This is a genomic window from Mesorhizobium erdmanii USDA 3471 (genome assembly GCF_000472705.1).
In the GTDB taxonomy this organism is placed as follows: Bacteria; Pseudomonadota; Alphaproteobacteria; order Rhizobiales; family Rhizobiaceae; genus Mesorhizobium; species Mesorhizobium erdmanii.
Genome location: NZ_AXAE01000005.1, coordinates 439,429 through 464,946, shown reverse-complemented (window position 1 = coordinate 464,946; position 25,518 = coordinate 439,429). Strand labels below are relative to the sequence as shown.

The window sequence follows — 25,518 nt, the reverse complement described above, 5'->3', positions numbered from 1 at the left end:
GACTTATAGACTCAGGAGTTCCAGATGATCCTTCGTCCCCTTTTCGCCGCCATCGGCCTGCTCTGCTGCACCTTGCCCGCCCTTGCCGACGGCCAGGTGCAGAAGCTGATCACGCCTGCCGACAAGGCCCGCCTCGACAAATACGGCGAGACGCGCAAGGCGGCGCTCGCCGAGGCGAAGGCGGGCAACCCGGCCGAGGTCAAACAACTCGATGCCTTGCTGGCCAAGCCGCTGGCGTCGTTCTCCGACAAGGACCTGACCGGCAACTGGAAGTGCCGCACCATCAAGGCCGGCGGGTTGAGCCCGCTCGCCATCTATGGCTGGTTCAAGTGCAAGGTGACCGACGATGGCTCCGGCTGGCGGCTGGCGAAAATCACCGGCTCGCAGCGAACCCAGGGCCGCTTCTTCGACGATGGCGAGAAGCGCGCGATCTATCTCGGCTCCGGCTCCGTCAACGACGACCGGGCAAAACCCTATGGCAGCGGTCCACAGACCGATCAGGTCGGCTATGCCTTCCGCACCGGCGCCAGCGAATGGCGCATCGAGCTTCCCGCCCCGTATTACGAATCGAAGCTCGATATCATCGAGTTCAAGCGTTGACGGAGTCCCTTGCCCCAACCGAAGGTTCCCGGCACACCAAGGATTAACCCGCCTGCCCTAAGGTCCGCCGTCTAAGCCGGTCCCTTGGAGCATGGCAAGATCAATGGCAGCGTCGGAATCCAATCCGAAACCGATCGTGGTCGTCACCGGCGGCGGCCAACATGTATGGGCCATGATCAACGCCATCGCCGATCGCGTCGGCCCTGTTAGCGTCGTCCTCGAAACCCCTGAATCCAAGAAGCAATTGCTGCTTGGCCGGGCCCGTCGCCAGGGCTGGGTCTCGGCTATCGGCCAGCTTGGCACGATGGTGCTGAGCCGGTTGGGCAAACGGTTCCTGATCGCTCACGCGGCGCGTTTGATCGCCGAGGAGAAGCTCGAGGTCGAGCCGCGGCCCGGCCAGGAAATCATCCAGGTGGCCTCGGCCAACGGGCCGGCGTGCTTGCAGGCGATCCAGAAGATCCAGCCTGGTGTCGTGCTGCTCAACGGGTGCCGGCTGATCTCGAAGGACATGCTGAGCCAGATGCCTTGCCCGGTGCTCAACTATCATGCCGGCATCACACCGAAATATCGCGGCATGAATGGCGGCTATTGGGCGCTGACGTCTGGCGACCCGCAGAATTTCGGTACGACCGTCCATCTGGTCGACGCTGGCGTCGACACTGGCGGTGTCCTGAAACAGGCGCGCGGCAAATCGAAAAAGGGCGACACCATTTCCAGCCACGCGCTGCGCCAGACGGCGTTCTCGCGCGACATCTGCGTCGAGGCCATCCGCGATGCGCTTGCCGGGAACCTCACGACGATCGATCCCGGCCTGCCTTCCAAGCAGTGGTACCACCCGACCATCTGGTTCTATGTCTGGACAGGAATCCGAACCGGCATCTGGTAGCGCGTCCTCCGTCCGCGGCAGTATTTCCAGGTTGGCAGGCCCTTCGCCGGCACATGTCGAAATCGAATAAACAGGCCTTTCATTTTACGACATTGAAATGCGTCGCTTTTGAATGCGCGCGCGTCGTCCCATAACAAGCGGGTCCATTGCGCTTGCGGCAATGCTCTGAGATCGAGGAGCGAGAATTCATGGCCGATCTTATCGTCGTCTACTGGCGCGACATCCCTGCCCAGGTCATCGTCAAGAAGGGTCGGCAGAATGCCAAGCGCGAGCTGCCACTGCGCTTCACCGAGGCCATCGACATGTGCGCCATGCGCACCGGCGCCGGCGGCACCGACGACTATCTGGCCGAATGGCGCAAGGCGGACCCGGTTCCTGTCAGCGACGATCTCGAAGCCGAAGTCGAAAAGGCTTTTCAGGACCTCGACACGAAATATGACCGTGAGCGGCTCGTTGCTCTGGTCAAGGCGGGCGGCAAAGAAAATGTCTGAGCAACAGCCGGCGGTTACCCAGGCCACCCTGGTCAAGAAGGCAGCGCCGAAATCCGACTACAAACCGGCCGACGTGTCGCCGCAACGGCGCGTGCAACGCTCCTTTGCGGTCAGGTTGTGGTCGATCCGGCATTCGCGCCTGCTCGAATGGTTCTACAGCAAGTTCGCCGATGCCTTCCTGCTTTTGCATCCGCTCTGGAAAGGCCTCGGCTACGGCCGCGTCGAGGCCCCGATCAAGTTCGTCGAAAAACGCGTCAAGGGTTTCATGTTCGACTGCCGCATGTGCGGCCAGTGCATCCTGTCGTCGACCGGCATGTCATGCCCGATGAATTGCCCCAAGCAGTTGCGCAACGGCCCCTGCGGCGGCGTTCGCGCCAACGGCAATTGCGAAGTCGAGCCGAATATGCCCTGCGTCTGGGTCAAGGCCTGGGAAGGCTCGCAGAACATGGTCAACTCCGACAAGATCCTGACGGTACAGAAGCCGGTCGATCAATCGTTGCGTGAGACGTCCGCCTGGCTGCGGGTGACCGCGCAGGCGGCGGCAGCGCGCGAAGCCGCGGCCGCGCCAAAGACCGGAGCCGCCGCATGACCCCCCGTCAGCGCGACGAGAACCCGGCCGGCATTGATCTGCCGCTCGACCCCCTGCCCGGCCACTCCTCGCGCGGCCGCCTGGAACGCGTGTTGCGTCGCGGCGAGTTCGCGGTGACCACGGAGCTCAATCCGCCCGACAGCGCCGACCCGGAAGACGTCTACAACAGGGCTAAGATTTTCGATGGCTGGGTCGACGCCATCAACGCCGTCGATGCCTCCGGCGCCAATTGCCACATGTCCTCGGTCGGCATCTGCGCGCTGCTGACCCGCATGGGCTATGCCCCGATCATGCAAATTGCTTGCCGCGACAAGAACCGCATCGCCATCCAGGGCGACGTGCTGGGCGGCGCGGCGATGGGTGTCGCCAACATGCTGTGCCTGACCGGCGACGGCGTGCAGGCCGGCGACCAGCCCGGTGCCAAGCCAGTGTTCGACCTCGATTCCATGTCGCTGCTCGAAACCGTCCGCATCATGCGCGATAACGGCAAGTTCCTGTCCGGCCGCAAGCTGACGACGCCGCCGCAGGTCTTCCTGGGCGCTGCCGTCAATCCGTTCGCGCCGCCTTTCGACTTCCGCCCGATCCATCTTGGCAAGAAGATCGCCGCCGGCGCGCAGTTCGTGCAGACGCAGTATTGTTTCGACGTGCCGATGTTCAAGACCTTCATGCAGAAGGCGCGGGACCTGGGGCATACGGAGAAGGTCTTCGTCCTGTGCGGCGTCGGCCCGCTCGCCTCGGCAAAGACCGCCAAGTGGATCCGCTCCAACGTGCCGGGCATTCACATCCCGGACGCCGTCATCAAGCGGCTGGAGGGCGCGCAGGACCAGAAGAAGGAAGGCAAGCAGCTCTGCACCGACATCATCAACGAGGTGAAGGAAATCCCCGGTGTCTCGGGCATCCATGTGATGGCCTACCGCCAGGAAGAATATGTCGCCGAGATTGTCGATGAATCGGGCGTGCTCAAGGGCCGCCAGCCCTGGAAGCGCGAAATCCGTCGCGACGACCAGATGGTTGCCGACCGGCTCGACCACATCCTGCACGACGAAATTACCGAAACCCAGGTGGACATGGTGAAGACCGCGCATTGATCCGCGCGGAGAGCGACCATTCGCTTGATCGACAAGAGATAACGATATAAAGAACTCTTTATATCACGACGGAGAGATTTCATGACCCGGACCATCGTCGCCTCGGCGACACGAGAAATCATTATCGGCTTCGACCAGCCCTTCTGCGTGATTGGCGAGCGCATCAACCCGACCGGCCGCAAGAAGCTTGCCGCCGAAATGGTGGTTGGCAATTTCGAAACCGTCATCAAGGACGCGCTGGAACAGGCCGCTTGCGGTGCCACCATGCTCGACGTCAATGCCGGTGTCACCTCGGTCAACCCCAACGAAACCGAGCCTGGCCTCTTGGTGCAGACGCTGGAGATCGTCCAGGGTCTCGTCGACCTGCCGCTGTCGATCGACTCGTCCGTCACCGCCGCGATCGAGGCGGCGCTCAAGGTCGCCAAGGGCCGCCCGCTGGTCAACTCCGTCACTGGCGAGGAAGAAAAGCTCGAGGCCATCCTGCCGCTGGTCAAGAAATACAACGTGCCGGTCGTCGCCATCTCCAACGACGAGACCGGCATTTCGATGGATCCGGACGTACGCTTCGCCGTCGCCAAGAAGATCGTCGAGCGCTGCGCCGATTTCGGCATTCCCGCGCATGACGTCGTCGTCGACCCGCTGGTCATGCCGATCGGCGCGCTGGGCGATGCCGGCCGCCAGGTGTTCGCGCTGCTGCGCCGCCTGCGCGAGGAGCTCAAGGTCAACACCACCTGCGGCCTTTCCAACATCTCGTTCGGCCTGCCGCACCGCCACGGCATCAACGCCGCCTTCATCCCGATGGTGATCGGCGCCGGCATGACCTCGGCGATCATGAACCCGGTGCGGCCGCAGGAAATGGAAGCCGTGCGCGGCGCCAACGTGCTGAACGGCACCGACGAGAACTGCACCAACTGGATCCGTACCTACAAGGACTACAAGCCGGCCGAGGGCGGCCATGCGGTTGCAGCCGCGACGCAGGTCAACGCGCCTGGCGATGGCGCTGCTGCTGGCGGCCGCCGCCGTGGCGGCCGTGAAGCCCGCATGGGCCGGGGATAAGCGCGCAATCGTGACCAAAACCGCAAACCAGGCTGGACCGATCGCATCATCGATGCGGTCGGACGGCTCTGCCTTGCGCTCAGGCCATGCCCAATACGACGTCGAACAGCGCCATTCCTGCCCACGATCCGAATATGCCGGTCACGCCGCCTATGATGAAATCATCGTCGTAGGCAGGCCAGAACCCGTGCAGCACCAGTACCGCGACGATCGCGCCGAGAATTCCGGTCGCCAGATATTGCGGATTGCGCAGCCATGGGCCCTTGAGCAACCGCACCATGGCAAAAGCGGTGAATATGCCGGACAGCAGGAGATCGGACATGATTGGCCTCTGGACCATCAGACACTCCGCCCAAGACTGAAACGATCCGTTAAACGGTATCGACAATTCGTATCGAGACACGTGAACGCATGAACTCGCCTGCCAACATCACCGATCCACTCGTGCTGTTCATGCCGTCGGGCAAGCGCGGGCGGTTTCCTGTCGGCACGCCGGTGCTCGATGCCGCGCGCCAGCTCGGCGTCTATGTCGAGAGCGTCTGCGGCGGCCGCGCCACGTGCGGGCGCTGCCAGATCGAAGTGCAGGAAGGCAATTTCGCCAAGCACAAGATCGTCTCCTCCAACGACCACATTTCGCCCAAGGGCCCCAAGGAAGAGCGCTACGAGCGCGTGCGCGGATTGCCTGAACGGCGCCGCCTCTCCTGCTCGGCGCAGATCCTCGGCGATCTCGTCATCGACGTGCCGCAGGATACCGTCATCAATGCGCAGACCATCCGCAAGGATGCCGACACCAGGGTGATCGCCCGCGATACGGCTATCCGCATGTGCTACGTCGAAATCGAAGAACCCGACATGCACAAGCCGCTGGGCGACCTCGATCGGCTCAAGATCGCGCTGATGAAGGATTGGGGCTTCAAGAACCTCGAATTCGATTTTTACCTGCTACCGCAGGTGCAGGGCATATTGCGCAAGGGCAACTGGGCTGCCACCGCCGCCATCCACAAGGATGCCGACAGCGACATCGCGCGGGTCATCGCGCTGTGGCCTGGCCTCAAGAACGAGGCCTATGGGCTGGCCTGCGATATCGGCTCGACCACCATCGCCATGCATCTGGTGTCACTGCTGTCGGGCCGCGTCGCTGCTTCCTCGGGCACCTCGAACCCGCAGATCCGCTTCGGCGAGGATCTGATGAGCCGCGTCTCCTATGTGATGATGAACCCGGACGGCCGCGAGGGCATGACGGTCGCCGTGCGCGAGGCGATCTCCAGCCTTGTCGACAAGGTGTGCGCGGAAGGCAATGTCCAGCGCAACGACATCCTGGATTCCGTCTTCGTCGGCAATCCGATCATGCACCATCTGTTCCTCGGCATCGACCCGACCGAACTCGGCGGTGCCCCCTTCGCGCTCGCCGTCTCGGGCGCGGTGCGCATCAAGGCCTCCGACATCGGGCTCAAGCTCAACCAGGGCGCTCGCCTCTATATGCTGCCCTGCATCGCCGGCCATGTCGGCGCCGACGCGGCGGCGGTCACGCTGTCGGAAGGCCCGCATCGCCAGGACGAGATGATGCTGATCGTCGACGTCGGCACCAACGCCGAGATCGTGCTTGGCAATCGTGCGCGGGTTGTTGCCGCCTCCTCGCCAACCGGCCCGGCCTTTGAAGGCGCCGAAATCTCCGGCGGCCAGCGCGCGGCGCCGGGCGCCATCGAGCGCGTGCGCATCGATCCTGACACGCTGGAGCCGAAATACCGCGTCATCGGCTCGGAACTCTGGTCCGACGAGCCTGGTTTCCTCGACAGCGTGCAGGCGACCGGCGTCACCGGCATCTGCGGCTCCGGCATCATCGAGATCGTGGCCGAGATGTATCTTGCCGGCATCATTTCCGAAGATGGCGTCGTCGACGGATCGCTCGCCGCGCGTTCGCCGCGTGTCGTCGCCAACGGCCGCACCTTCTCCTATGTACTGAAGGAAGGTGAACCCAAGATCACCATTACCCAGACCGACGTGCGCGCCATCCAGCTGGCCAAGGCAGCGCTTTATGCCGGCACCAAGCTTTTGATGGAAAAGCAGAACACCGAGCATGTCGACCGCATCCATTTTGCTGGCGCTTTCGGCTCGTTCATCGATCCGAAATACGCCATGGTGCTGGGCCTGATCCCCGACTGCGACCTCGACAAGGTTTCGGCCGTCGGCAACGCCGCCGGCGCCGGCGCGCGCATGGCACTCTTGAACCGCGGCTATCGCCGCGAGATCGAGGAGACGGTGAGCCAGATCGAGAAGATCGAGACCGCGCTGGAACCGAAATTCCAGGAGCATTTCGTCTACGCCATGGCGCTGCCCAACAAAGTGGATCCGTTCCCGAAACTGTCGGCAGCGGTGAAACTGCCGCCACGCAAGACGGTCAGCGAAGACGGTGTCGCCGGCGACGCCGCCCCGCGCCGGCGCTCGCGCGAAGGCCACGCGGCAAGGCGCGGCCGCGAGTAAACGCGACTTTCAGCGGCCGCTTCAAACCTCAAACTCATTTGCATGCAAATGTTTCCGGATCACCCGATCCGGAAACCGAAACGGCGTTTTCGTGAAATCCGGCCGATACATGCGTGATGCATTTACCCCGGCATAGAATGGCGCTCCAGGGATAATCCCGGCTCGCCGTTGTTCAAGGGAGATGAAAAATGCCGATGTTCGAAAATCTTGGCCGCTTCGGTGCGACCATCAGGAAGACCCATGCCAGGAACAAGGCGATCCGCGCGCTGAACAGCCTTCCGGCGCATGTCCAGAAGGACATCGGCTGGCCGGCCTCGCCGTCCAGTGATCCGCAGGCCGCGCTCATGTCGCTGCTTCTGGGCACGGGGCGCTGATGACCTTCGCCGACAAATGCAAATTGCTCGGCAGACGCCGGGGATCTCGGACATCCCCGGCGGCAACCGGCAACCGGCTGTGCGCCGCACTTTTGCCGCGCCGCTGAACGCGGTGGCGTTGGAACAAACCGCCTTGTGGCACTGCGTAAATCTTGACATCTTCGGCCGAGGTACGATCTTCGCAAGAGAGGGGGAATTCTCTTAGTCGGCTGCCGCCGAAGTTCGTGTATCCGTATGCCAAGTTTGAAAAGCCACGTCGTGTCCTTCGTGCTCAGGTACAGCCGCAAAAAGGCCTTTTCCAGCCCGGAAAACCTGCAGCGCTGGATCGCGGCCGCGCGCAAGACCGAGGATCACCATCCGCCGGCCTCGCTGCGGCAGCGTTTCGACATCGAGACGCGCGCCGTCGACGGCTTCCCCGTCTACGAAATTGCCCCGAGGGCTGGCGAGCAGAAGCGGATCCTCTACCTGCATGGCGGCGCCTATGTGTTTGAGATTACGCCCTATCACTGGCACCTGATCGCCGACATGGCCGACCGGCTGGGCTACGGCATCACCGTGCCGATCTATCCCATCGCGCCCGAGCACGATTTCCACGCCATGTTCGGCATGGTCGGCGATGTCTATCGCCAGATGCTCGACGAGACGGAGGCGCAAGACATCATCTTCATGGGCGATTCCGCCGGTGGCAACATGGCCGTGGTGCTGACCATGATGGTGGCCGAAGAAGGCTTGTCCCTGCCGTCGCGCCATGTGCTGATCTCACCCGGCCTCGATATGTCGCTTTCCAACCCAAAGCTGTTCGAGGCAGAGCGGAACGACCCCTGGCTCGGGATCCCGGGCGGCCTCGAGGCGATCCGGATGTACAGTGCAGGCATCGACCGCAGCGACTGGCACATCAGCCCCGTCTATGGCGATCTCTCGGTGCTGCCGAAAACGCTGATACTGACCGGCTCGCGCGATCTTCTGACCCCGGACAATCTGATCTTCGCCGAAAAGGCGCGTGCCGCCGGCGTCGAGGTCGATGTCATCCACGAGCAGGGCATGTTCCACGTCTGGCCGCTGATCGACATGCCGGAATCGCGGCGCGCACGTCAGCACATCGCGGCGTTTCTCAATGAGAGCCCCTCGCCGGTCAGGCAAGACAGAAGCACAAGGTTCGAAGCGCCCTCCGCCGTGGCGGCGGAGTAGCGCTCCTGCTTTCTATCCGCCGGCGGATCAGAACTTGCCGGTTTCCCTGAAAACTTCGAAGGTCGCGCGGATATGGTCGGCCACGGCTTTGACCGGCGCGCTGGCGTCCGGCGCCACCACCATGGCCAGATTGTAGGTGCCGATATCGGGCATGCCATCCTTCGGGCAGAGCTCGACCATGTCGTTGCCGAGGAACGATCGTGGCAGTGGTGCGACCGCGAGGTCGGCCATGATGGCGGCGCGCTGGCCAGCCGTGTGCGCGCTCATATAGGCGACGCGGTAATTGCGGCCCTCGCGTCCCAGCGCATCGAGCGCGCCGGCCCGCCAGGCGCAACCTTCCTCCCACAGCGACACCGGCAGCGGCTCGCGCAGATGCGCGCAACCGCCCTTGGCGCCGGCCCAGACGATAGGCTCGGTCAAAAGCACCTCTGCGCCGAGCGCGCTGGTCTTGTAGGAATTGGTCAGAAGCGTGATGTCGAGCGCCCGGTCGTCCATGCGGCGGCGCAGATTGCTGCTCTGGTCGATGGTGACGTCGACGGCGATCGCGGGGTGCGACTGCGCGAAGCGCTTCAGCACATGCGGCAGCACGCGCTCGCCATAATCATCCGGTGAACCGAGCCGCACAACACCGACAATCTCGGGAATGATGAACTTCGACACCACCTCGCGGTTGATCGACAGCAGGCGCCGGGCATAGCCGAGCAGCATCTCGCCATCCGTGGTCAGCGACACGGAACGGGCGTCGCGCGCGAACACCGAGCGGCCCAGGATGTCCTCCAGCTTCTTGATCTGCATGGAGACCGCGGACGGCGTGCGGAAGACGGCATTGGCGGCGGTGGTGAAGCTGCCGGTCTCGGCAATCGCCACGAAAGTGCGCAAAACGTCAAGATCGAGCAGCGGCAGCGGATGATTCAGCGGGGCGTTCATGGGGAACCAGCCTTCAATTTTTCTGATACAAAACATCATTCCATTTCGTTTGATTGAACACCGGATAAGGAGGATAGTCAACTCCATCGGTTGAGGTTGCGCCCACAAGCAGCCACGAAACGACCACGTCGCAGACCTGCAATCGACTTGAAATGGGGTTGAAACACGCTGCGTGTAGAGTCCCGAACATCAAAGGCCGGAATGTTTCTGGCCCGCCACCAAAGGAGAATGAAATGTCTATCCTGTCGTCCCTCGGTCGCATCGCGACTGAATTCAGCGCAGCCCGCGCCCGCTACCAGACCGAGCGCGCCATCCGCTCCCTGCCTATCGAACTGCAGAAGGATATCGGCTGGCCTGAGGCTTCCGACACCAAGAGCGGCATTCGCAACGGCGTTGGATCCTGGGCTGGAGCAAAGTAAACCGTGTGTACCAAATGCTGAAGGCCTGCCGCGCGCACCCAGCCCGGCAGGCCTTCTTGATTTTATCCCTCAAGCACTCTGCACTTTATTTGCATTCAAATGAATTTTGGAGCCATGTCACCAACGCATGGCGCATATGAGCAAGCCGCATAGCGGCTCCGAAGTCGATTTAATGCCTTGTAAATAATCATAAATTTCGAGCAGCTTGCTCAAATTTGTCGCATTTGGTGTCGCATTTCATATCAAGCGCTTCGCTTTTGCGATTTAGTTTCTGCTCACACAAGCCTATATGAGCAGCAGCAAACGAGCTGCCCCACTCCATCAAGCGAAGGCGACCCGTCTGAGCAACCGATTGGAGATGATCATGAAGCTTTTTGCCCGCCTCTTTGCCCGCCGCGAAATGAACCTGACCACCGCTCTCGAGCGTCAGCGTCTTGCCAACACCATGCCCGGCCAGACCGGCGCGATGGCTGCGGCGCGCCTTGGCTTCGTCGCCTGACCATTTTTCCAGGCAGCGTCTCCCTGCCGCTGCTTTAAAACTGTAACGCCGCCCGGCTCCAGCCAAGGCGGCGTTTTTGTTTTGCCTTCGCGTATTTTGCAGGTTCCCGATGCATTGGCGCACAGCAATTGCCCATTTGCGACCCATGTCGCAAATTTTGTCTCGCCAAGGCAGCGTAGCCGATTGACAGGCAAGGTTTTTCCTGATGTCGCTATGCTATTCGCGACATCCTGTTCGCGCCATGGCCAGATGAGGTTCCCGTGAACGCCGTCAAGCATCCGATCAAGCGATCGTTTGTGTTCTTCCTTGTCCCCGATTTCACCATGATTGCTTTTGCGACCGCGCTCGACCCGCTGCGCTCCGCCAACCGCATGCTCGGCTACGAAGCCTATCGTTGGCGCCTCGCCAGCATCGACGGCAAGCCGGTGCGCGCCTCGAACGGCGTCGAATGCGCGGTCAATACCTCGCTGGAGGAAGAGCGCAAGAAGATGGCCGGGCCCGAGCGGCCGAACATGGCCATCGTCTGCAGCGGCATCGATGTCGAGCGCTACCAGAACAAGTCGGCCTTCGCCTGGCTGCGAGAGGAATATAATCGCGGCGTCGCCGTCGGCGGCCTGTGCACCGGCGCGCACATCCTTGCCGCAGCCGGCCTCTTGTCCAACAAGCGCTGCGCCATCCATTGGGAAAACCTGCCGGGCTTTTCCGAGGCGTTTCCGAAGGCCAACGTCTTTGCCGACCTCTTCGAGATCGACCAAAACATCTACACCTGCGCCGGCGGCACCGCCGCGCTCGACATGATGCTGAAGCTGATCGGCGACGATTTCGACGAAAGCCTCGTCAACCGGGTCTGCGAGCAGGTGCTGACCGACCGCGTGCGCAGCCCGACCGACCGCCAGCGCCTGCCGCTGCGTGCCCGCCTTGGTGTGCAGAACTCGAAGGTGCTGACCATCATCGAACTGATGGAAGGCAATCTCTCCGAGCCCCTGTCGCTGATCGAGATCGCCGACCATGTCGACCTGTCGCGCCGCCAGATCGAGCGGCTGTTCCGCACCGAGATGGGCCGCTCCCCTGCCCGCTACTATCTGGAGATCCGGCTCGATCGTGCCCGGCACCTCTTGATCCAGTCGTCGATGCCGGTGGTCGAGGTGGCGGTCGCCTGCGGCTTCGTCTCGGCCTCGCATTTCTCCAAATGCTACCGCGAGCTCTATGCCCGCTCGCCGCAGCAGGAACGCGTCGACCGCAAGCAGCTGCTGGCAGCTTGATCCGAACGCACCTGGATCACGCCTCGGCCGGCTGCGCCCCCGCCGTTCGCATCGCCTCGACGCGGATGTCCTCGGTCAGCCGCGCCTTCAGCGCCGAGAATTCCGGACTGGTCTTCAGCGTGTAGTGGCGCGGATGCGGCAGGTCGACGGCGACATCCGATTTGATGCGGCCAGGCCGCGCGGTCATCACGATAACGCGTGAGGCCATGAAGATCGCCTCCTCGATATCGTGGGTGACGAACAGCACCGTCTTCTTGCGCCGCTCCCAGATGCCGAGCAACAGTTCCTGCATCAGCCCGCGCGTCTGGTTGTCGAGCGCGCCGAACGGTTCGTCCAGCAGCAGTATCTCCGGATCGTTGGCCAGCGCGCGGGCAATCGCCGTACGCTGCTGCATGCCGCCGGACAGCTGCTTTGGCCAGTGGTTCTCGAACCCTTTCAGCCCGACGAGGTCGACATAGGACGCGACAAGCCCGTCCCGCTCCTTTTGCGCCATGCCGCGTTCGCGCAGGCCAAAGGCGATGTTTTCCGCGACCGTCAGCCAGGGAAACAGCGTATAGGACTGAAAAACCATGCCGCGGTCCGGTCCCGGCCGGGTCACCGCCTTGCCGTCGAGCAGCACGCGGCCCTCGCTCGGCGCTTCGAGACCGGCGACGATCCTCAACAGCGTCGACTTTCCGCAACCGGACGGCCCCAGAATGGTGATGAAATCATTGGCGGCCACCGCCAGGTCGACCGGCATCAGCGCCTTGACCGGCTGCCCGCCGCGCATGCCGGCAAAGGTGCGCGAAACGCCGTCGATGAGAAGCTTGCTCACGCCAGGCTCCATGGAAAGAGCCAGCGGTTGAAGGCCTTGAAGGCGAAATCGGACAACAGCCCGATCAGGCCGATGACGATGATGCCGAAGATGATCTGTCCGGTCGCCAGCCGCGACTGGCTGTTGATGATCATGTAGCCGATGCCCGACGACGAGCCGATCAGTTCGGCGACGATGACATAGGTCCACGCCCAGCCGAGCACCAGCCGCAGCGTCTCGGCGATCTCGGGCGCATTGGCCGGCATGATCACTCGGCGGACAATGCCGTTGTTGGTCGAGCCCAGCGTATAGGCGGCCTCGACCAGATCGCGTCGCGTCGACCCGACCTTCACGGCGATAATCAGCATGATCTGGAACACCGAGCCGACGAAGATGACCAGCAGCTTTTCCAGCTCGCCAATGCCGGCCCACAGGATGAGCAGCGGAATGAAGGCCGAGGCCGGCAGATAGCGGGCAAAGGAGACGAAGGGTTCCAGGAACGCCTCCACCGGCTTCCAGGCGCCCATGGCGATGCCGATCGGCACCGCGACCACCGACGCCAGCACAAAGCCGCCGAAGACCCGCCAGATCGTGATCAATATATCGAGCCAGAAACGGTCCTCGACCAACAGCCTCCAGCCGTCCCTCAGCATCGACAGCGGGTCGGCGAGGAAGATGCGATTGACGTGGCCGCCAAGCGTGATCCAGGCCCAGAAGGCAATAAACAGCACAAAGAAGGAAATGCCGAGCATGGTTCGCAGGCCCGGCGAGACTGGATGCAAGGGGCGCATCTTCACATGGTCCCCATCAAATGGTCGCTTGTCCAGGAACAGGCGGTGGCGCCAGGCACCGCCGCCTGATGGGCAAAAGCCGGCCGGGCGATCAGTTCGCCACCGCGCTGGTGTCGGCCAGCGTGGTGACATCGGGCGCTTGCTTGATCAGCCCCATCTGCAGCAGCAGGTCGCCCGCCGTCTTGGAAAAGTCCGGGAATTCCTTGGTGAAGAACTCCTTGTTGGCGGCCTTGTCAGCCCACTTCAGGTACTTCGCCGAATCCTCGAATTCCTTGGCCGACTGTTTCACATCGGCACCCATGATCTCGTAGGATTTTTGCGGATCCTTCTTGATCAGGTCGAGCGCGTCGAAATAGCTGTCGGCGAGCGCCTTGGCGGCGTCGGGATTGGCCTTGAGGAATTCGGGCGTGCAGCCGACCGTGTCGAGCACCATCGGATAGTCGAGCGTGGTCGCCAGTATGTGGCCCTGGTCGGCCTTGTCGCGCACGGCGGAGATGAACGGCTCATAGGTGACCGCCGCGTCGTTCTGGCCGGCAAGGAAGGCCTGCGCCGCCGCGTCCGGCTCCAGATTGACGACGGTGACGTCCTTGGTCGACATGCCGTTCTTGTTCAGCACCCAGGCCAGCAGAAAATAGGGCGACGTGCCAGGCGCCGAGGAGGCGACATTCTTGCCCTTGAGATCGGCGACGGTCTTGATGTCGTTGCGCACGACGATGCCGTCGGCGCCATAGGATTTGTCGAGCTGGAAGATCTGCTTGGTCGTCACCCCGCTGGCGTTCCACACCAGCCAGGTCTCGACAGTGGTGGCGGCGCATTGCAGGTCGCCGCTGGCGATGGCGAGCGGACGGCTGGCTTGCGGCACCTTCTTCAAGGTCACGTCGAGGCCGTGCTTCTCGAAGAGGCCAGCCTGCTTGGCAAGCGTCAGCGGCGCAAAGCCGGTCCAGCCGCTGATGCCGATGGTGACCGATGTGGCGGCCATCACCGGCGCGGACAGGCCGGCGGCAAGCGTCAAGGTTGCGGCAAGTACGGCGATCCTGTTCATGTCAGTTCCCCTTTTGTTTCTCTGGGGGAAATTGTTCACAGACGCCAATCGGCTTGTCAATCAACAGGAACGTGTTCGGCGGCAACGTGGTTGGGCCGCCTTGTCGCCGACGCTTGGCGAGGCTGCAGCCCCGGCGTGGTCAATAACCGTCGCAATAGCACTCCGCCGACGAGATGCGGTCGTTCCAGTCACCGCCCAGCTCGCGCGCCCGGCGCCTGATCTCGATCGATTCGCCCCTCATATTCGTATCCTCATAGGCAACGAGCGTGCAGCCGCGGCGAACGAATACCGACGACACGCGGTCGTTCCAGAACTGGCCGCCACGAAAATTCACCGAATCGTCGGGGCCCATTTCGATCGACCGCCCACGAAAATTCACATGCTCGAACATGACGCAGGCAGGCTGGTCGTCATATTGGGCGCTGGCGCCGCCGGTAAAAAGCACGGACGCGACAGCTGTCAGGATGGCAAGGCGTTTCATCTGATGTTTCCTCGGTTCGACCGCGGCCCCCATCGGCTGGATAGCGCGGTCCGGCCGTTTTGCCAATGCTTCGGTCGGACAGGCCAATAACCAGGGGTGACTGAGGCACTTGAAACCCGCAGCGCAGCGGAAGGAGCATCCGGACCGTCACAAAGGCCACGTTGGGACGACCCGTCTCTGGACGTATCCAACCGACGGTCTTTGTCATGACGCTCCACTCATGTTAGCCGCGTTTGCGCCCGTGAAATGGCTGGCCTGGAACGCTTTCCCAGGCAAGGAACCAGTCCAAAAAAGGTGTCCAGACTGTGACGATATTACTACAGCATTTTCAATGATATACGCCTACAAGCGACCCCATCGCGGGGTCGACACATGTTTAAAATATTCTACGCATCGGTGGCTCTCGCCGCTCTGACAGCACCAGCAGATGCCCAAAACGTTGACTGGACGGGCTATTATGCCGGCGCTGAAATTGGCGCAGGATTTTCGCACCCGGGCTTTAGCGGTGGTAATGTCGTCGGCGGTTCCGACTTCAACGATACTGCGTTTGTCGGCGGTGTCTTCGTCGGTCACGATTGGCAATCTGGCCAGTTTGTTTACGGCGGCGTGGCGAGCTTTGACTTCCTTGGTTTCCACAGCCAGACTGCCGAAGATCCGATATTTGGTGGCAAAACAAATTCGTATACTTATGATCTCGATTGGGTCGCTTCTGCCAGAGCACGCGCTGGCTTGCTAGCTTCGGACCAATTGTTGTTGTACGGAACGGCTGGTGTCGCGGTTACCCGCATCAAGACGTCATCGGATTTGTTTATTGTGGGCGCGGATACCGTGAACAAAACGCGTGTCGGCGGGGCATTTGGAGCGGGTTTTGAATACGCCTTCGCTCCAAAATGGTCTTTCAAAACGGAATATGTCGAATATCTGTTCGACAAGGTCGAGGTAGCGAATTCAATTGATTTCAAACCGCGTTTCGGAACCCTGAATTTTGGGATTTCCTACCGGTTTTAGTTCTGCTTACGGCCAAACGATCTCGCGGTTTCGCGCACGAACTCCTTGGCAAGGCCGGGTCCTTCGAAAATGGGAAGTTTGGCCGCAACACGCACGCGGCTCTTAAACTCATCGATCGTCAGTGCGAATATCAGTTGATCGAGCCTTTCTCCCGTCTTGGCGTCTAGACGGTGGGACCGCAATTCGCCCTCTTGGCGTAACATCCCAAGTCGGCAAGCAGTAACCGCCGCTTGATTGCGGGACAGCGGCTCAAACATCAGCTTTTGCAGGCCGCGTTCAGAAAACATGTGCCAGATCGCAAGCGTGACTGCTTCGAACGAAATTTGGAGCCGTCGATGGGCGATGTCCCCAACGATGAGATGCAATGATCCGACGCGGTGCCTTTGATCAATCTCTGCCATGATCAACCCAATAGGCTCGTCGCTCTTGGTACGGATTGCCAGCAACATGCGCCGCACATTGTCGAAACTCGCGACATACGCTCGAAACGCCTCTGTGCTGAGCATTGTACCGGGCATATTCAACCCGGCTGCTACAGCCGGGTCGGCGAGCCAGCCTTCGATCCGTTTGTTCACCTCGTCTGGCCGTAAGGTGCGTATTCGACAGTATTCGCCGGATCGCTCAACAACTATCGGTTTGTGAGCTACTGCGTTGATCGATGAAAGGTTCAGGCGCTGGCCTGCCTGGGGCATTTTCGGCATAAGCGGACTCGCTCTCCCGGTCTAGAATTCTCAGCACACTACCGCGGCCCGTCAAAGCGCGCCTACCAGCTTCATTGCATAGCAGTGTTGGTCTCCACTGTTTGATATTCTCGCAGCCAACAGGCAAGCTTGAAAGGGACAAAAGGTTTTCGGCAAAGGCCATGCTCGGTGCGCAAAGAGCGTTAGCGGCTGTCGAGCATCCAGCTGCGGTTGCGCCACATTTTCTCGCCGATCTGGCAGTCGGCGGGCGGCTTGTCCTGCGCCAGCACCACTGGCGGATGATCCGCCTCCTCCACCGCCCATTGCGGTGACGCCGGACCGGCGAGTTCGAGCACTAGCTTGCGGCGGATGGCTTCGGGAAATTGCGCCCAGTCGTTGACCGGGATCATGAAGGCGCCAGGGCCGCCGATGACGCAGTCGCTGTAGTAGCGGTCGAGATCGTTGACGTCGTAGGCGCCGGAAAAGCCGCCCCGGGTCATCAGCGGCAGGCCGTTGATGACGATGCCTTGCCTGACCACGCCATCGCGGGTGAGATTGACCGGCGCACCCTGATTGTTGGGTCCGTCGCCGGAAATGTCGATGACACGCTTGGTCCCCTGGTAGCCGCTTTCGGCGAACAGATCGGCACCGAACTCCATCGCGCCGGAGATCGACGTGCGCCGCGCGCTGTCGGGAGGATGGGCATCGAGTTGCGCCACCACTTTTTCCGCATCGGCCCGGCTGGCAATCACCGTCCATGGCACGATGACCTTCTGCCATGTGGTGCCGGCCCATTCGACATAAGTGACGGCGATCTTGCCATAGGCGCCGTCGGCGATCGCCCGCAGCACATTGTCATGCGTCAGCGCCGCCGCGTAGCCATGACGCTGGATCTCGAGCTCGTCCGCCGACATCGATAGCGAAACATCGACCGCCAGCACCAGCTCCACATCGACCGGCTCGTCGGCGTAGGATTCCGGCGCCAGCCAGAGCATCAACGCCAGCGCGGCGCAGGCGGAAAGGAGATGTCTTGCGCGGGAACAAGCAGACATGCCGCAAGGGTAAGCGAAAACCGCGCGCTTAAAAAGACAAAAGCCCGGCTAAAAGCCAGGCTTTTGCAATCAATCCGCTCTCGGCTCAAGATCAGCTGCGGGGCTTCAAATTCTCCGGATCGTAGAGCGGCTTGTAGCCGACGCCGGCCACTTCGACCGGATAAGTCTCGCCGAAATACTCGACATTCAGCTTGCGGCCTTCCTGCGCATACGCGTGCGGCAGGTAGGCGAGCGCGATGTTCTTGCCGATGGTCGGGCCATAGGCAACCGAAGTGGTGAAGGAGCGGCGCCCGAGTTCGTCGACCAGCGTCTCACCGGTGGCGGGATCCAGCACCGGCATGATGCCGACGGGATAACGCGCCACCCCCTTGGAATCGGTGTTCCCGGTCATCACCAGCGTGCACAAGGTTGCCGGCTGGTGCTCGCGGGCGCGGTATTCGACGTGCTTGGCCTTGCCGCAGAAATCGTTCTCCTTGACCTTCGGACGGGCGAGATCGGCTTCGAGCAGATTGTACTCGGTCAGAAGGTCGGCGTTCTGCAGCCGCAGGCTCTTTTCCATGCGCCGCGTATTGGCATAGGTCTCGACGCCGAACGGCATGACGCCGGTCGAGCGCAGCGCGTCCCATACGGCAAGCCCGTCCTCGTAACGCATATGCAGTTCCCAACCTTGCTCGCCGACATAGGAGATGCGGAACGCTGTGACATCCTTGCCGCCGATCCTGACCGGCTTGATCGCCGCGAAGGGGAAATTCTCGGGCGAAAGGCCCTCGGGATTTTCGACCACCTTCTGCAAGGTGACGCGGGCATTCGGCCCCCAGATGCCGATCGTGACGTATTTCTCCGTGACGTCGGTGATCGTCGCGTCAAAGCCTTTGTCCTGCGCGGTTCGCTGCATATAGCGAAAATCGCGCGGGCCGGCGTCGGCGCCGTCGATCACCCGGCAGCGGTCGGCCATGCGGATCACGGTGAAGTCGGCGCGTACCATTCCTTCCTCGTCCAGGAAGTGGGTGTAGATGCCCTTGCCGATGTTGTTGTCGCCGCCGATCTTGGCGGCGCACAGCCACTCCAGCAGCGCGACATGGTCCGGTCCCTCGACGTCATACATCGAGAAGTGAGAGAGGTTGACGATGCCGCAATCCTCGCTCATCGCCAGGTGTTCGGCATTGGAGACGCGCCAGAAATGGCGGTTGTCCCACTCGTTCTCGCGCACGGGCACCCGGTTGCCGTACTTCTCCAGCAGGTGCTCGTTGGCGGCGTAACCATGCGCACGCTCCCAGCCGCCCAGTTCCATGAAATAGCCGCCGAGTTCCTTCTCGCGCTCCCAGAACGGCGAACGCCTGATGTTGCGGCCCTTGGAGAATGGCTCGCGCGGATGTACGGCCGGATTGTAGACCTTCATCGCCGTCTCGGTGCAGCGATCCCAGATGAACTGTTCCTTGGTCTGGTGCGGATAGAAGCGCGCATAGTCGATGGCGTGATGGTCGATCTCCGTGCGGCCGTCGGTCATCCAGTCGGCGATCAGCTTACCCATGCCCGGGCCGTCCTTGACCCAGATGGCGACGGCATACCAGAGGCCCCTCACCTTCTGGCTTTCGCCCATCGACGGGCCGCCATCGGCGGTGACTTGCAACAGGCCGTTGAAGGAATGGCTTTCGTTGTAGCCGAGTTCGCCGAGGATCGGCGTCAGTTCCATCGCGCGTTCGAGCGGCGCCAGGATTTGCTCCATGTCGAGGTCACGCTGCGACGGCGACAGCCGCGCTTCATTCTTCTCCAGCAGGTCGCGTGGATGGCAGAGACGCGGGTTGTTTTCTTCGTAATAGCCCCATTCGATCTGGCCGCCCTCGGCGGTCTTGGGATCGCCGGTATCGCGCATATAGGCCGAGTTGCCCTGGTCGCGCAGCAGCGGCCAGCCGATCTCCTTGCCGGTGCCGGCGAACTCATTGTAGGGGCCGAAGAAAGTCAGCGGATGGTCGATCGGCATGACCGGCAGGTCCTCGCCGACCATTTCCGCGATCAGCCGGCCCCAGATGCCGGCGCAGACGATGACATAGTCGGCTTCGATCGTACCGCGATCGGTTACCACGGCGCTGATGCGGCCATCCTTGACCACGAGCGACCTGGCCGGCGTATTGGCGAAGGATTTCAGCTTGCCCGAGGCTTCTGCCTGGTCGACGAGCTTACCGGCGACAGTCTGCGAGCGCGGGATGACGAGGCCGGCATCCGGATCCCACAGGCCGCCCTGCACCATGTCCTGCTCGATAAGCGGGAACTTTTCCTTGATCTCGGCCGGCTCGATCAGGCGCGCGCGTGTGCCGAAGGCTTTTGCCGAGGCGATCTTGCGCTTGATCTCGTCCATGCGGCCGTCGTCGCCGACACGGGCGACTTCGAGGCCGCCGATGCGGGCGTAATGGCCCATCTTCTCGTAGAAATCGATGGAATAGAGCGTCGTCCAGCAGGACAGGAAATCATGGCTGGTCGTGTAGCAAAAGTCGGAAGCATGCGCGGTCGAGCCGATATCGGTCGGGATGCCGGACTTATCGATGCCGACAATGTCGGTCCAGCCACGTTCGATCAGATGATGCGCAATCGATGCGCCGACAATACCGCCGAGGCCAATGATGACGACCTTCGCCTTTTTCGGAAACTCTGCCATTGCCGCGACTCCAAGATGATAAAGCGGGCGCGCCGGCGCCCGTTCGAATGGCGCACAATATGCAGAGGACGATGATAGAGCTACCGCCTGTTTGCGACACGCCGCAGGTACGGCGCGACCCAACCCACAAGCGGACCGTCGAGCGCGCTTATCTCAGGCGAATGCCCAGATATCCTCGGCCTGGAAGCCGACCTGATAGCCTGCCGTCTTCAGCTTGACCACGACCTGGCCGATCTCCGTGGCGGGCAGCGCGCCAACCTCGACCTTGATCATGCCCGGGCGGTAGCGCTTGAGGTCGAGCTGTTCGAAGACAATCCAGTCGGCGCCTTCGCAATCGACCAGGAAGGCGTCGATATGGTCGATGCCGTTGCGGTCGAACAGCGTCTGCAGCGTTTCCGAAGGCACTTCGATGTCTTTCAGGTGCGGTGCGAATTTGTTGAAGTTGGCGTCGGTTTCGCCCCAGGCATTCTTGCCCGACATCAGATTGGTGTCGGTGACCGAAGAGCAGCCGATGAACTCGATAGGCAGCGTGCCGGCCTCGAGGGCCGCGGCGTCGAAAGTGTGAACGGTGATCGTGCCCTTGATCTTGGTGACCGCCACCGGCTCGATGATGAAGCGGTCGGTATCGGGATAGTTGGCGCGCAGCCGCTTCTGATTATACGGGATCGGCTCGACCAGCATGGCGCGGGCGCCGGAAATCTTGTGCAGCCACGGTGTGACATCGTCGAACAGCGCACCGTCGCAGGCGCCGACATTGACCATCTGGAACGGTCGCCCTGCTCCACCGAAGCGCGCTTTCAGCGCCGCCTTGGCGAGGAATTTCGTGCCGCGCAGCGACGGCCCGCGATCGAGCAGGCCAGAGGGAAGACCGAGCGACAAGACGGTGCGCGCCAGGCTGGATAGCGAACTCATGGCTTGTCTCCGGGAATGATTTGCAGGGCCACGCTCTGTTGGCCACGAACCGATGCTGCCCACAGCGCCATGAACGGCGTCGCCAGCAGCAGGAAGGGCGGGATCAGATGCGGGAAATAGATGCGGGTGTCGTGGATCGGAAACACGGTGAACTTCGCCAGCGCACCCAGCACCAGGGCCGCGAACAGGATACCGGCACGACCGTCGAGACGAAAACCGGCTCGGCCGGCGGCGAACCAGCCGGCCAGTGCCAGCACCGAAACGCCGACCCAGCTGTTGAGATTGACAGCGCGCAGCAGCGATGCGGCGAACGCCTTGAGATAGGCGGTGACCGAGAACGCCGGCTCGAACCCGTCCATATTGTAGTGCTGCTCGATGCTGGAGAACCACAGATGCGGCCACCAGCCGGGATGATGCGCCCAATGCGAAATGGCGAAATAGGCGACGAAGGACGCGGCAAAGCCGGCCAGCGCGCCCCATGCCCTCTGCCGGAACACGACCAGAAGCACAGCGAATATGGTAAGGAAAACAATATTGTCCGGCCGCACCATGAAAGCGAGGAAGAGCAGGATCGCGGTTGCCGCGTCGCGGCCACGCATATAGGCGTAGAGCCCGCCGAGCAGCAGTGCTGACGTCAGCAAATCCGGCGTCGCGGCACGCGCCGCATCGCCGAAATCAGCCATGATCAGCACCGCGCCGATCACCGGTGCCAAGGCCAAGGCCTTTTCCCAGCGCAGCCAGAGCAGCACGATCGTGCCGAACAGCAGCACCGAAAACACCTGCACCAGGCGCATCGCCTCGACCGGCGACATCACCGCGCTCAGGGTCGGCAGGATTTCGGCATAGAGGAACTTGATCCGGTACATGCCGAGCAGCGAATGGAAGTCGGCGGCATTGTCCGTCATGTGGCTGCGGAAGCCGCCGCCATCATCGGTCAGCGTCTTGTACTCGGCGGCCGACACGCCCGCTTTGGCCGTGCTGTAGGCGTAATCATGCAGCGCCTGCGCATCGGGATAGGTGCCTTCTTCGGCAATGGCGAGATAGGGCAGCATGTCCCAATTAGCGTCGGGCATTACCCATGCCGTGAACGCGGTCAGAAGGACGTAGAGGGCGAACGCCGCCGCGCCGATCGGTGCCGCCAGCCGCGCATAGGTCCCCTCGCCCCATGCCAGGCCGGTGTCGGCGAGCCGGTCGAGCGGGTTTTGCGGACTGGGCGACTTGGTCAGCATGAGGATGCTCAACGGACTTTGCGTTTAACGAACCTGGCTTTTGACGAAATCCTTCACGATCGAAACGATGCCGCGCGACAACAGGCTGTCGAAGGCATCGACGAAGCAGTCGACATGCTCGCGCTGGCAGATCAGCGGCGGCTCGAGCCGGATGACGTTGCGATTGTACTCGGTGAAGGCGACGAGCACGTCGTAATCGCGCAAGAGCAGCGCGCCGACGAATCCCGACAGCGATCCCTTCAGCTTGTCGTCGAGCACACTGACGATCGGGCGCAACACCATCGGCAAGGTCTGCGAGAAGTCGTGGAACTCCAGCCCGATCATGAAGCCTTTGCCGCGCACATCCTTGATGATCTTGGGATATTTGTCCTTGAGCGCCTGGAGGCGGGCGAGCAGATAGTCACCGGTGACGGCGGCATTGTCGATCAGCCCCTCGTCATAGAGCACGTTGAGGCCTTCGATCGAGGTGACGCAGGCCTCGCCCATGCCGCCAAAGGTCGCCATGGCATGGATCATCGCTGTCTTCGGCGTGCCATAGGCCTTCATGTAGACCTCGCGGCGCGCGATCATCGCGCCGACCGCCGCCTTGCCGGCGCCGAGCGACTTGGCCAACGCCGTCACGTCGGGAACGACGCCGTAATGCTCGAACGCATAGAAGCGGCCGGAGCGGCCATAGCCGCACTGCACTTCGTCGGCGACCCACAGAACGCCATGCTGATCGCACAGCGCCCGCAGCTTCTGCCAGTATTGCGCCTCTGCCTGGATGATGCCGCCACCGCCCTGGATGGTTTCGAGCACGATGACGCCGACCTCCGGATCGCCACGGAACAGGCGCTCGACCGCCTCGATGTCACCGAAGGGAATGCGCACCGTATTGTCGGCCACCTTGAAGTCGGCGCGGTAGAGCTGGCCGTCGGTGATGCCGAGCACGCCCTTGGTCTTGCCGTGGAAGGAATTCTCGGCATAGACGATCTTCGGCCGCTTCGGGCCGGCGGCGCGTTCGGCAAGCTTCACCGCCGCTTCCATCGCTTCGGAGCCGGACGAACCCAAAAACACCATGTCGAGATCGCCGGGCGAGCACTTGGCGATGTTGTGGGCGAGCGCTGCCGCATATTGCGACATGAAGGCGATGGCGATCTCCTGGCGCTTCTCCTCCTGGAATTTCTTGCGTGCTTCGAGGATGCGCGGGTGGTTGTGGCCGAAGGCAAGAGAACCGAAGCCGCCGAAGAAATCGAGGATCTTGCGGCCGTTCTGGTCGATGTAGAACATGCCCTCGGCACGCTCGATCTTGATCTTGTGGAAGCCTAGCAGCTTCATGAAATGCAGCTGGCCGGGGTTGAGATGCGCCTTGAACAGATCAGTCATGCGGGCGACGTCCATCGCCTTGGCCTGCTCGACGCTGATCAGATCGGGCTTGGCGATGGTGGCGGGCGACAGCGCCGGCGCGCTGACCAGGGTGCGAGCATTCGCCTGTTTGGGCTTGGCCATGACGGTCATTTCAATCTCCTGTCCGCGCTGACGACCAGCGTCGTGCGCCGTGAACTGCTTGGCTAACCCGCTATTCGGCGGGCACATGTTTGGCGGCGACGGCGGGACCGGCCTTGTTGGCGCGGTATTCGCTGTAGGCGGCGATCAGCATGTCCTCGTCGCGATATTGCGGCACCCAGCCGAGCTGACGCTCGGCCTTGGACACGTCGAGCACGCACTCCTCGTCGGCGATCAGATATTGCTCCGGGTCCATGATCGGCATGTTCATCAGGTCGAGCAAATCGAGCGTGCGCTTGACCGCCCAGCCGGGCGTCGGGATCAGCAGCGACTTCGACCCGGCATGCCGGATCAGGTCGCCGAGCAGCTTCTTCACCGGCGGCGGATTGAGCGAGCCGAGATTATAGGCCTCGTTGGGCACCCCGGCCTTCCAGGCGGCGCGCGCGGCTTCGGCGCAGTCGAATACCGAGATGAACTGATAGGGGTTTTTGCCCGACCCGATCATCGGCACCGGAAGGTTCCAGTCGATCAGCTTGAACAGCTTTTCGAGGATGCCGAGCCGGCCGGGGCCGATGATCAGGCGCGGCCGGAACAGCGAGATCGACATGCCGCGCTGGCGCCATTCGGCGGCCAGTTCCTCGGTCTTTTGCTTCGACCAGCCATATTCGCCGAGCGGCGCGACCGGATGGTCCTCGGTCATCGGCTGGGTGATCGTGTGGCCGTAGATCATGTCGGTCGTGTAGTGGACAAGTTTTGGGGCACCTGCCTTGTCCATGGCCTGCATGATGTGCTCGGTGCCATGGAAGTTGACCGGGAAAAAGAAATCGTGCCGCTTGGCGCGCACCTGGATCGGCGACAGCATCTTGGCCGACAGATTGTAGACCATGTCGTCGGCCTTCAGCCCGACGGCGGCGACCGAGGCAGGATCGGTGACGTCGCAACGGGCGAACCGGACGTTGCGGTAATGCGGCAGGTCGCTCTTGACGATATCGGCGACGACGACCTCTTCGCCATCGGCCACGAGCTTCAGGGCAAGGTGACGGCCGACGAAGCCGTCACCGCCGAAAATCACATGTCTCATCGAACGGTCTCGTTTGCAGGGATCTTGATGGAAGCGGTCTGGTCTTCATGCCCTCGCCCGCTTTGCGCAATCAGCACCGTGCCGACGCAGATGAAGGCGATGCCGGCGATGCGCCATCCATTGAGATCCTCGCGGAAGACGAAATAGGCGAAGATGGCGACAGCGACATAAGCCAGGCTGAGGAACGGATAGGCGAAGGAAAGCTCGACCTTGGACAGCACATAGAGGTGCGACGCCATGGAAATGACGAAGGTGCAAAGGCCGAGGAACACCCAGGGACTGAAGACGATCTGTAGGAGCTTGACGAGCGGATTGACGCCCTCGAACGAGATCGGCCCAAGCGACATCATGCCTTGCTTCAGCATAAGCTGCGCAGCGGCATTAGTCATGACCGTAAAGAGTATGAAGACGATATATTTCATGCCAAATCACCCGCCCGTATCGTCGACTA

General features: G+C 62.0%; 27 protein-coding genes. 12 read left to right on the top strand and 15 right to left on the bottom strand.

The features are described from left to right. The first annotated feature begins 24 nt into the window (after positions 1–24). The 6 genes from A3AU_RS0102230 (at position 25) to A3AU_RS0102205 (ending at position 4,710) form a co-directional block, all read left to right on the top strand. On the top strand, positions 25–600 hold the full coding sequence (locus A3AU_RS0102230) for a DUF4893 domain-containing protein (protein ID WP_027051342.1): 576 nt from the start codon (positions 25–27) through the stop codon (positions 598–600). Positions 601–703: 103 nt separating this feature from the next. Next, entirely contained in the window at positions 704–1,486 is a 783-nt protein-coding gene (locus tag A3AU_RS0102225; protein ID WP_027051341.1) for a formyl transferase, read from the top strand. Positions 1,487–1,674: 188 nt separating this feature from the next. Then, the gene (locus A3AU_RS0102220; protein WP_027051340.1) at positions 1,675–1,977 is read left to right on the top strand and encodes a virulence factor; all 303 of its coding nucleotides are present in this window, start codon (positions 1,675–1,677) and stop codon (positions 1,975–1,977) included. Further along, positions 1,970–2,566, top strand: a complete 597-nt coding sequence (locus A3AU_RS0102215; protein WP_027051339.1) for a methylenetetrahydrofolate reductase C-terminal domain-containing protein — start codon at positions 1,970–1,972, stop codon at positions 2,564–2,566. The genes A3AU_RS0102220 and A3AU_RS0102215 overlap by 8 nt, the downstream gene beginning before the upstream one ends. Further along, positions 2,563–3,654: a methylenetetrahydrofolate reductase gene (locus tag A3AU_RS0102210; RefSeq protein ID WP_027051338.1), complete on the top strand. Its 1,092-nt coding sequence runs from the start codon at positions 2,563–2,565 to the stop codon at positions 3,652–3,654. Before A3AU_RS0102215 ends, A3AU_RS0102210 begins: the two co-directional genes overlap by 4 nt. Before the next feature lie 81 nt (positions 3,655–3,735). Then, complete coding sequence (locus tag A3AU_RS0102205) at positions 3,736–4,710, top strand: methyltetrahydrofolate cobalamin methyltransferase (protein WP_027051337.1); 975 nt, start codon at positions 3,736–3,738, stop codon at positions 4,708–4,710. 79 nt (positions 4,711–4,789) lie between these two features. Here A3AU_RS0102205 and A3AU_RS0102200 read toward each other — a convergent pair whose 3' ends face one another. Then, on the bottom strand, positions 4,790–5,050 hold the full coding sequence (locus A3AU_RS0102200) for a hypothetical protein (RefSeq protein WP_027051336.1): 261 nt from the start codon (positions 5,048–5,050) through the stop codon (positions 4,790–4,792). 71 nt (positions 5,051–5,121) lie between these two features. Between A3AU_RS0102200 and A3AU_RS0102195 the strand changes: the two genes are divergently transcribed. The 3 genes from A3AU_RS0102195 to A3AU_RS0102180 all read left to right on the top strand — a co-directional run bounded on the left by A3AU_RS0102195 (position 5,122) and on the right by A3AU_RS0102180 (position 8,753). Continuing rightward, a complete protein-coding gene (locus A3AU_RS0102195; protein WP_027051335.1) occupies positions 5,122–7,191 on the top strand; it encodes an ASKHA domain-containing protein in 2,070 nt (689 codons plus the stop codon). Positions 7,192–7,379: 188 nt separating this feature from the next. Continuing rightward, a complete protein-coding gene (locus A3AU_RS0102190) occupies positions 7,380–7,565 on the top strand; it encodes a hypothetical protein (protein ID WP_027051334.1) in 186 nt (61 codons plus the stop codon). Positions 7,566–7,799: 234 nt separating this feature from the next. After that, on the top strand, positions 7,800–8,753 hold the full coding sequence (locus A3AU_RS0102180; RefSeq protein ID WP_027051332.1) for an alpha/beta hydrolase: 954 nt from the start codon (positions 7,800–7,802) through the stop codon (positions 8,751–8,753). A gap of 27 nt (positions 8,754–8,780) precedes the next feature. Here the strand turns inward: A3AU_RS0102180 and A3AU_RS0102175 are convergent, their stop codons facing one another. After that, a complete protein-coding gene (locus A3AU_RS0102175; protein WP_027051331.1) occupies positions 8,781–9,680 on the bottom strand; it encodes a LysR substrate-binding domain-containing protein in 900 nt (299 codons plus the stop codon). Positions 9,681–9,913: 233 nt separating this feature from the next. On the opposite strand from A3AU_RS0102175, the gene A3AU_RS0102170 reads away from it, so the two are divergent. Continuing rightward, positions 9,914–10,099: a hypothetical protein gene (locus A3AU_RS0102170; RefSeq protein ID WP_027051330.1), complete on the top strand. Its 186-nt coding sequence runs from the start codon at positions 9,914–9,916 to the stop codon at positions 10,097–10,099. 187 nt (positions 10,100–10,286) lie between these two features. Here A3AU_RS0102170 and A3AU_RS1000000139675 read toward each other — a convergent pair whose 3' ends face one another. Beyond that, complete coding sequence (locus tag A3AU_RS1000000139675) at positions 10,287–10,745, bottom strand: hypothetical protein (protein WP_167335219.1); 459 nt, start codon at positions 10,743–10,745, stop codon at positions 10,287–10,289. Between the two features lie 176 nt (positions 10,746–10,921). Here A3AU_RS1000000139675 and A3AU_RS0102160 point away from each other — a divergent pair, with 176 nt between their 5' ends. After that, the gene (locus tag A3AU_RS0102160) at positions 10,922–11,860 is read left to right on the top strand and encodes a GlxA family transcriptional regulator (RefSeq protein ID WP_418001057.1); all 939 of its coding nucleotides are present in this window, start codon (positions 10,922–10,924) and stop codon (positions 11,858–11,860) included. 16 nt (positions 11,861–11,876) lie between these two features. Here A3AU_RS0102160 and A3AU_RS0102155 read toward each other — a convergent pair whose 3' ends face one another. The 4 genes from A3AU_RS0102155 to A3AU_RS0102140 all read right to left on the bottom strand — a co-directional run bounded on the left by A3AU_RS0102155 (position 11,877) and on the right by A3AU_RS0102140 (position 14,967). Then, positions 11,877–12,674: an ABC transporter ATP-binding protein gene (locus A3AU_RS0102155; protein ID WP_027051328.1), complete on the bottom strand. Its 798-nt coding sequence runs from the start codon at positions 12,672–12,674 to the stop codon at positions 11,877–11,879. Continuing rightward, a complete protein-coding gene (locus tag A3AU_RS0102150) occupies positions 12,671–13,444 on the bottom strand; it encodes an ABC transporter permease (RefSeq protein ID WP_027051327.1) in 774 nt (257 codons plus the stop codon). Before A3AU_RS0102150 ends, A3AU_RS0102155 begins: the two co-directional genes overlap by 4 nt. 91 nt (positions 13,445–13,535) lie before the next feature. Continuing rightward, a complete protein-coding gene (locus A3AU_RS0102145; RefSeq protein WP_027051326.1) occupies positions 13,536–14,486 on the bottom strand; it encodes an ABC transporter substrate-binding protein in 951 nt (316 codons plus the stop codon). A gap of 139 nt (positions 14,487–14,625) precedes the next feature. Further along, a complete protein-coding gene (locus A3AU_RS0102140; RefSeq protein WP_027051325.1) occupies positions 14,626–14,967 on the bottom strand; it encodes a peptidase inhibitor family I36 protein in 342 nt (113 codons plus the stop codon). Between the two features lie 372 nt (positions 14,968–15,339). On the opposite strand from A3AU_RS0102140, the gene A3AU_RS0102135 reads away from it, so the two are divergent. Further along, positions 15,340–15,975: an outer membrane protein gene (locus A3AU_RS0102135; RefSeq protein WP_027051324.1), complete on the top strand. Its 636-nt coding sequence runs from the start codon at positions 15,340–15,342 to the stop codon at positions 15,973–15,975. Here the strand turns inward: A3AU_RS0102135 and A3AU_RS0102130 are convergent. The 8 genes from A3AU_RS0102130 to A3AU_RS0102095 all read right to left on the bottom strand — a co-directional run bounded on the left by A3AU_RS0102130 (position 15,972) and on the right by A3AU_RS0102095 (position 25,489). Further along, positions 15,972–16,676, bottom strand: a complete 705-nt coding sequence (locus A3AU_RS0102130; protein ID WP_027051323.1) for a GNAT family N-acetyltransferase — start codon at positions 16,674–16,676, stop codon at positions 15,972–15,974. The two genes, A3AU_RS0102135 and A3AU_RS0102130, sit on opposite strands and share 4 nt — an antisense overlap. Positions 16,677–16,858: 182 nt before the next feature. Then, on the bottom strand, positions 16,859–17,707 hold the full coding sequence (locus A3AU_RS0102125; protein ID WP_027051322.1) for a DUF1194 domain-containing protein: 849 nt from the start codon (positions 17,705–17,707) through the stop codon (positions 16,859–16,861). Positions 17,708–17,798: 91 nt separating this feature from the next. Then, entirely contained in the window at positions 17,799–20,360 is a 2,562-nt protein-coding gene (locus tag A3AU_RS0102120) for a GcvT family protein (RefSeq protein WP_027051321.1), read from the bottom strand. A gap of 153 nt (positions 20,361–20,513) precedes the next feature. Then, positions 20,514–21,272, bottom strand: a complete 759-nt coding sequence (locus A3AU_RS0102115) for an FkbM family methyltransferase (protein WP_027051320.1) — start codon at positions 21,270–21,272, stop codon at positions 20,514–20,516. Next, the gene (locus A3AU_RS0102110) at positions 21,269–22,501 is read right to left on the bottom strand and encodes a DUF2029 domain-containing protein (RefSeq protein WP_027051319.1); all 1,233 of its coding nucleotides are present in this window, start codon (positions 22,499–22,501) and stop codon (positions 21,269–21,271) included. Before A3AU_RS0102110 ends, A3AU_RS0102115 begins: the two co-directional genes overlap by 4 nt. A 24-nt stretch (positions 22,502–22,525) precedes the next feature. Then, positions 22,526–23,998 (bottom strand): aspartate aminotransferase family protein, encoded by a 1,473-nt coding sequence (locus tag A3AU_RS0102105; RefSeq protein ID WP_032916681.1) that lies wholly within the window; start codon positions 23,996–23,998, stop codon positions 22,526–22,528. A 61-nt stretch (positions 23,999–24,059) separates the two neighbouring features. Beyond that, the gene (locus A3AU_RS0102100; RefSeq protein ID WP_027051317.1) at positions 24,060–25,067 is read right to left on the bottom strand and encodes an NAD-dependent epimerase/dehydratase family protein; all 1,008 of its coding nucleotides are present in this window, start codon (positions 25,065–25,067) and stop codon (positions 24,060–24,062) included. Then, positions 25,064–25,489 (bottom strand): EamA family transporter, encoded by a 426-nt coding sequence (locus A3AU_RS0102095; RefSeq protein WP_027051316.1) that lies wholly within the window; start codon positions 25,487–25,489, stop codon positions 25,064–25,066. Before A3AU_RS0102095 ends, A3AU_RS0102100 begins: the two co-directional genes overlap by 4 nt. Positions 25,490–25,518: the final 29 nt, after the last annotated feature.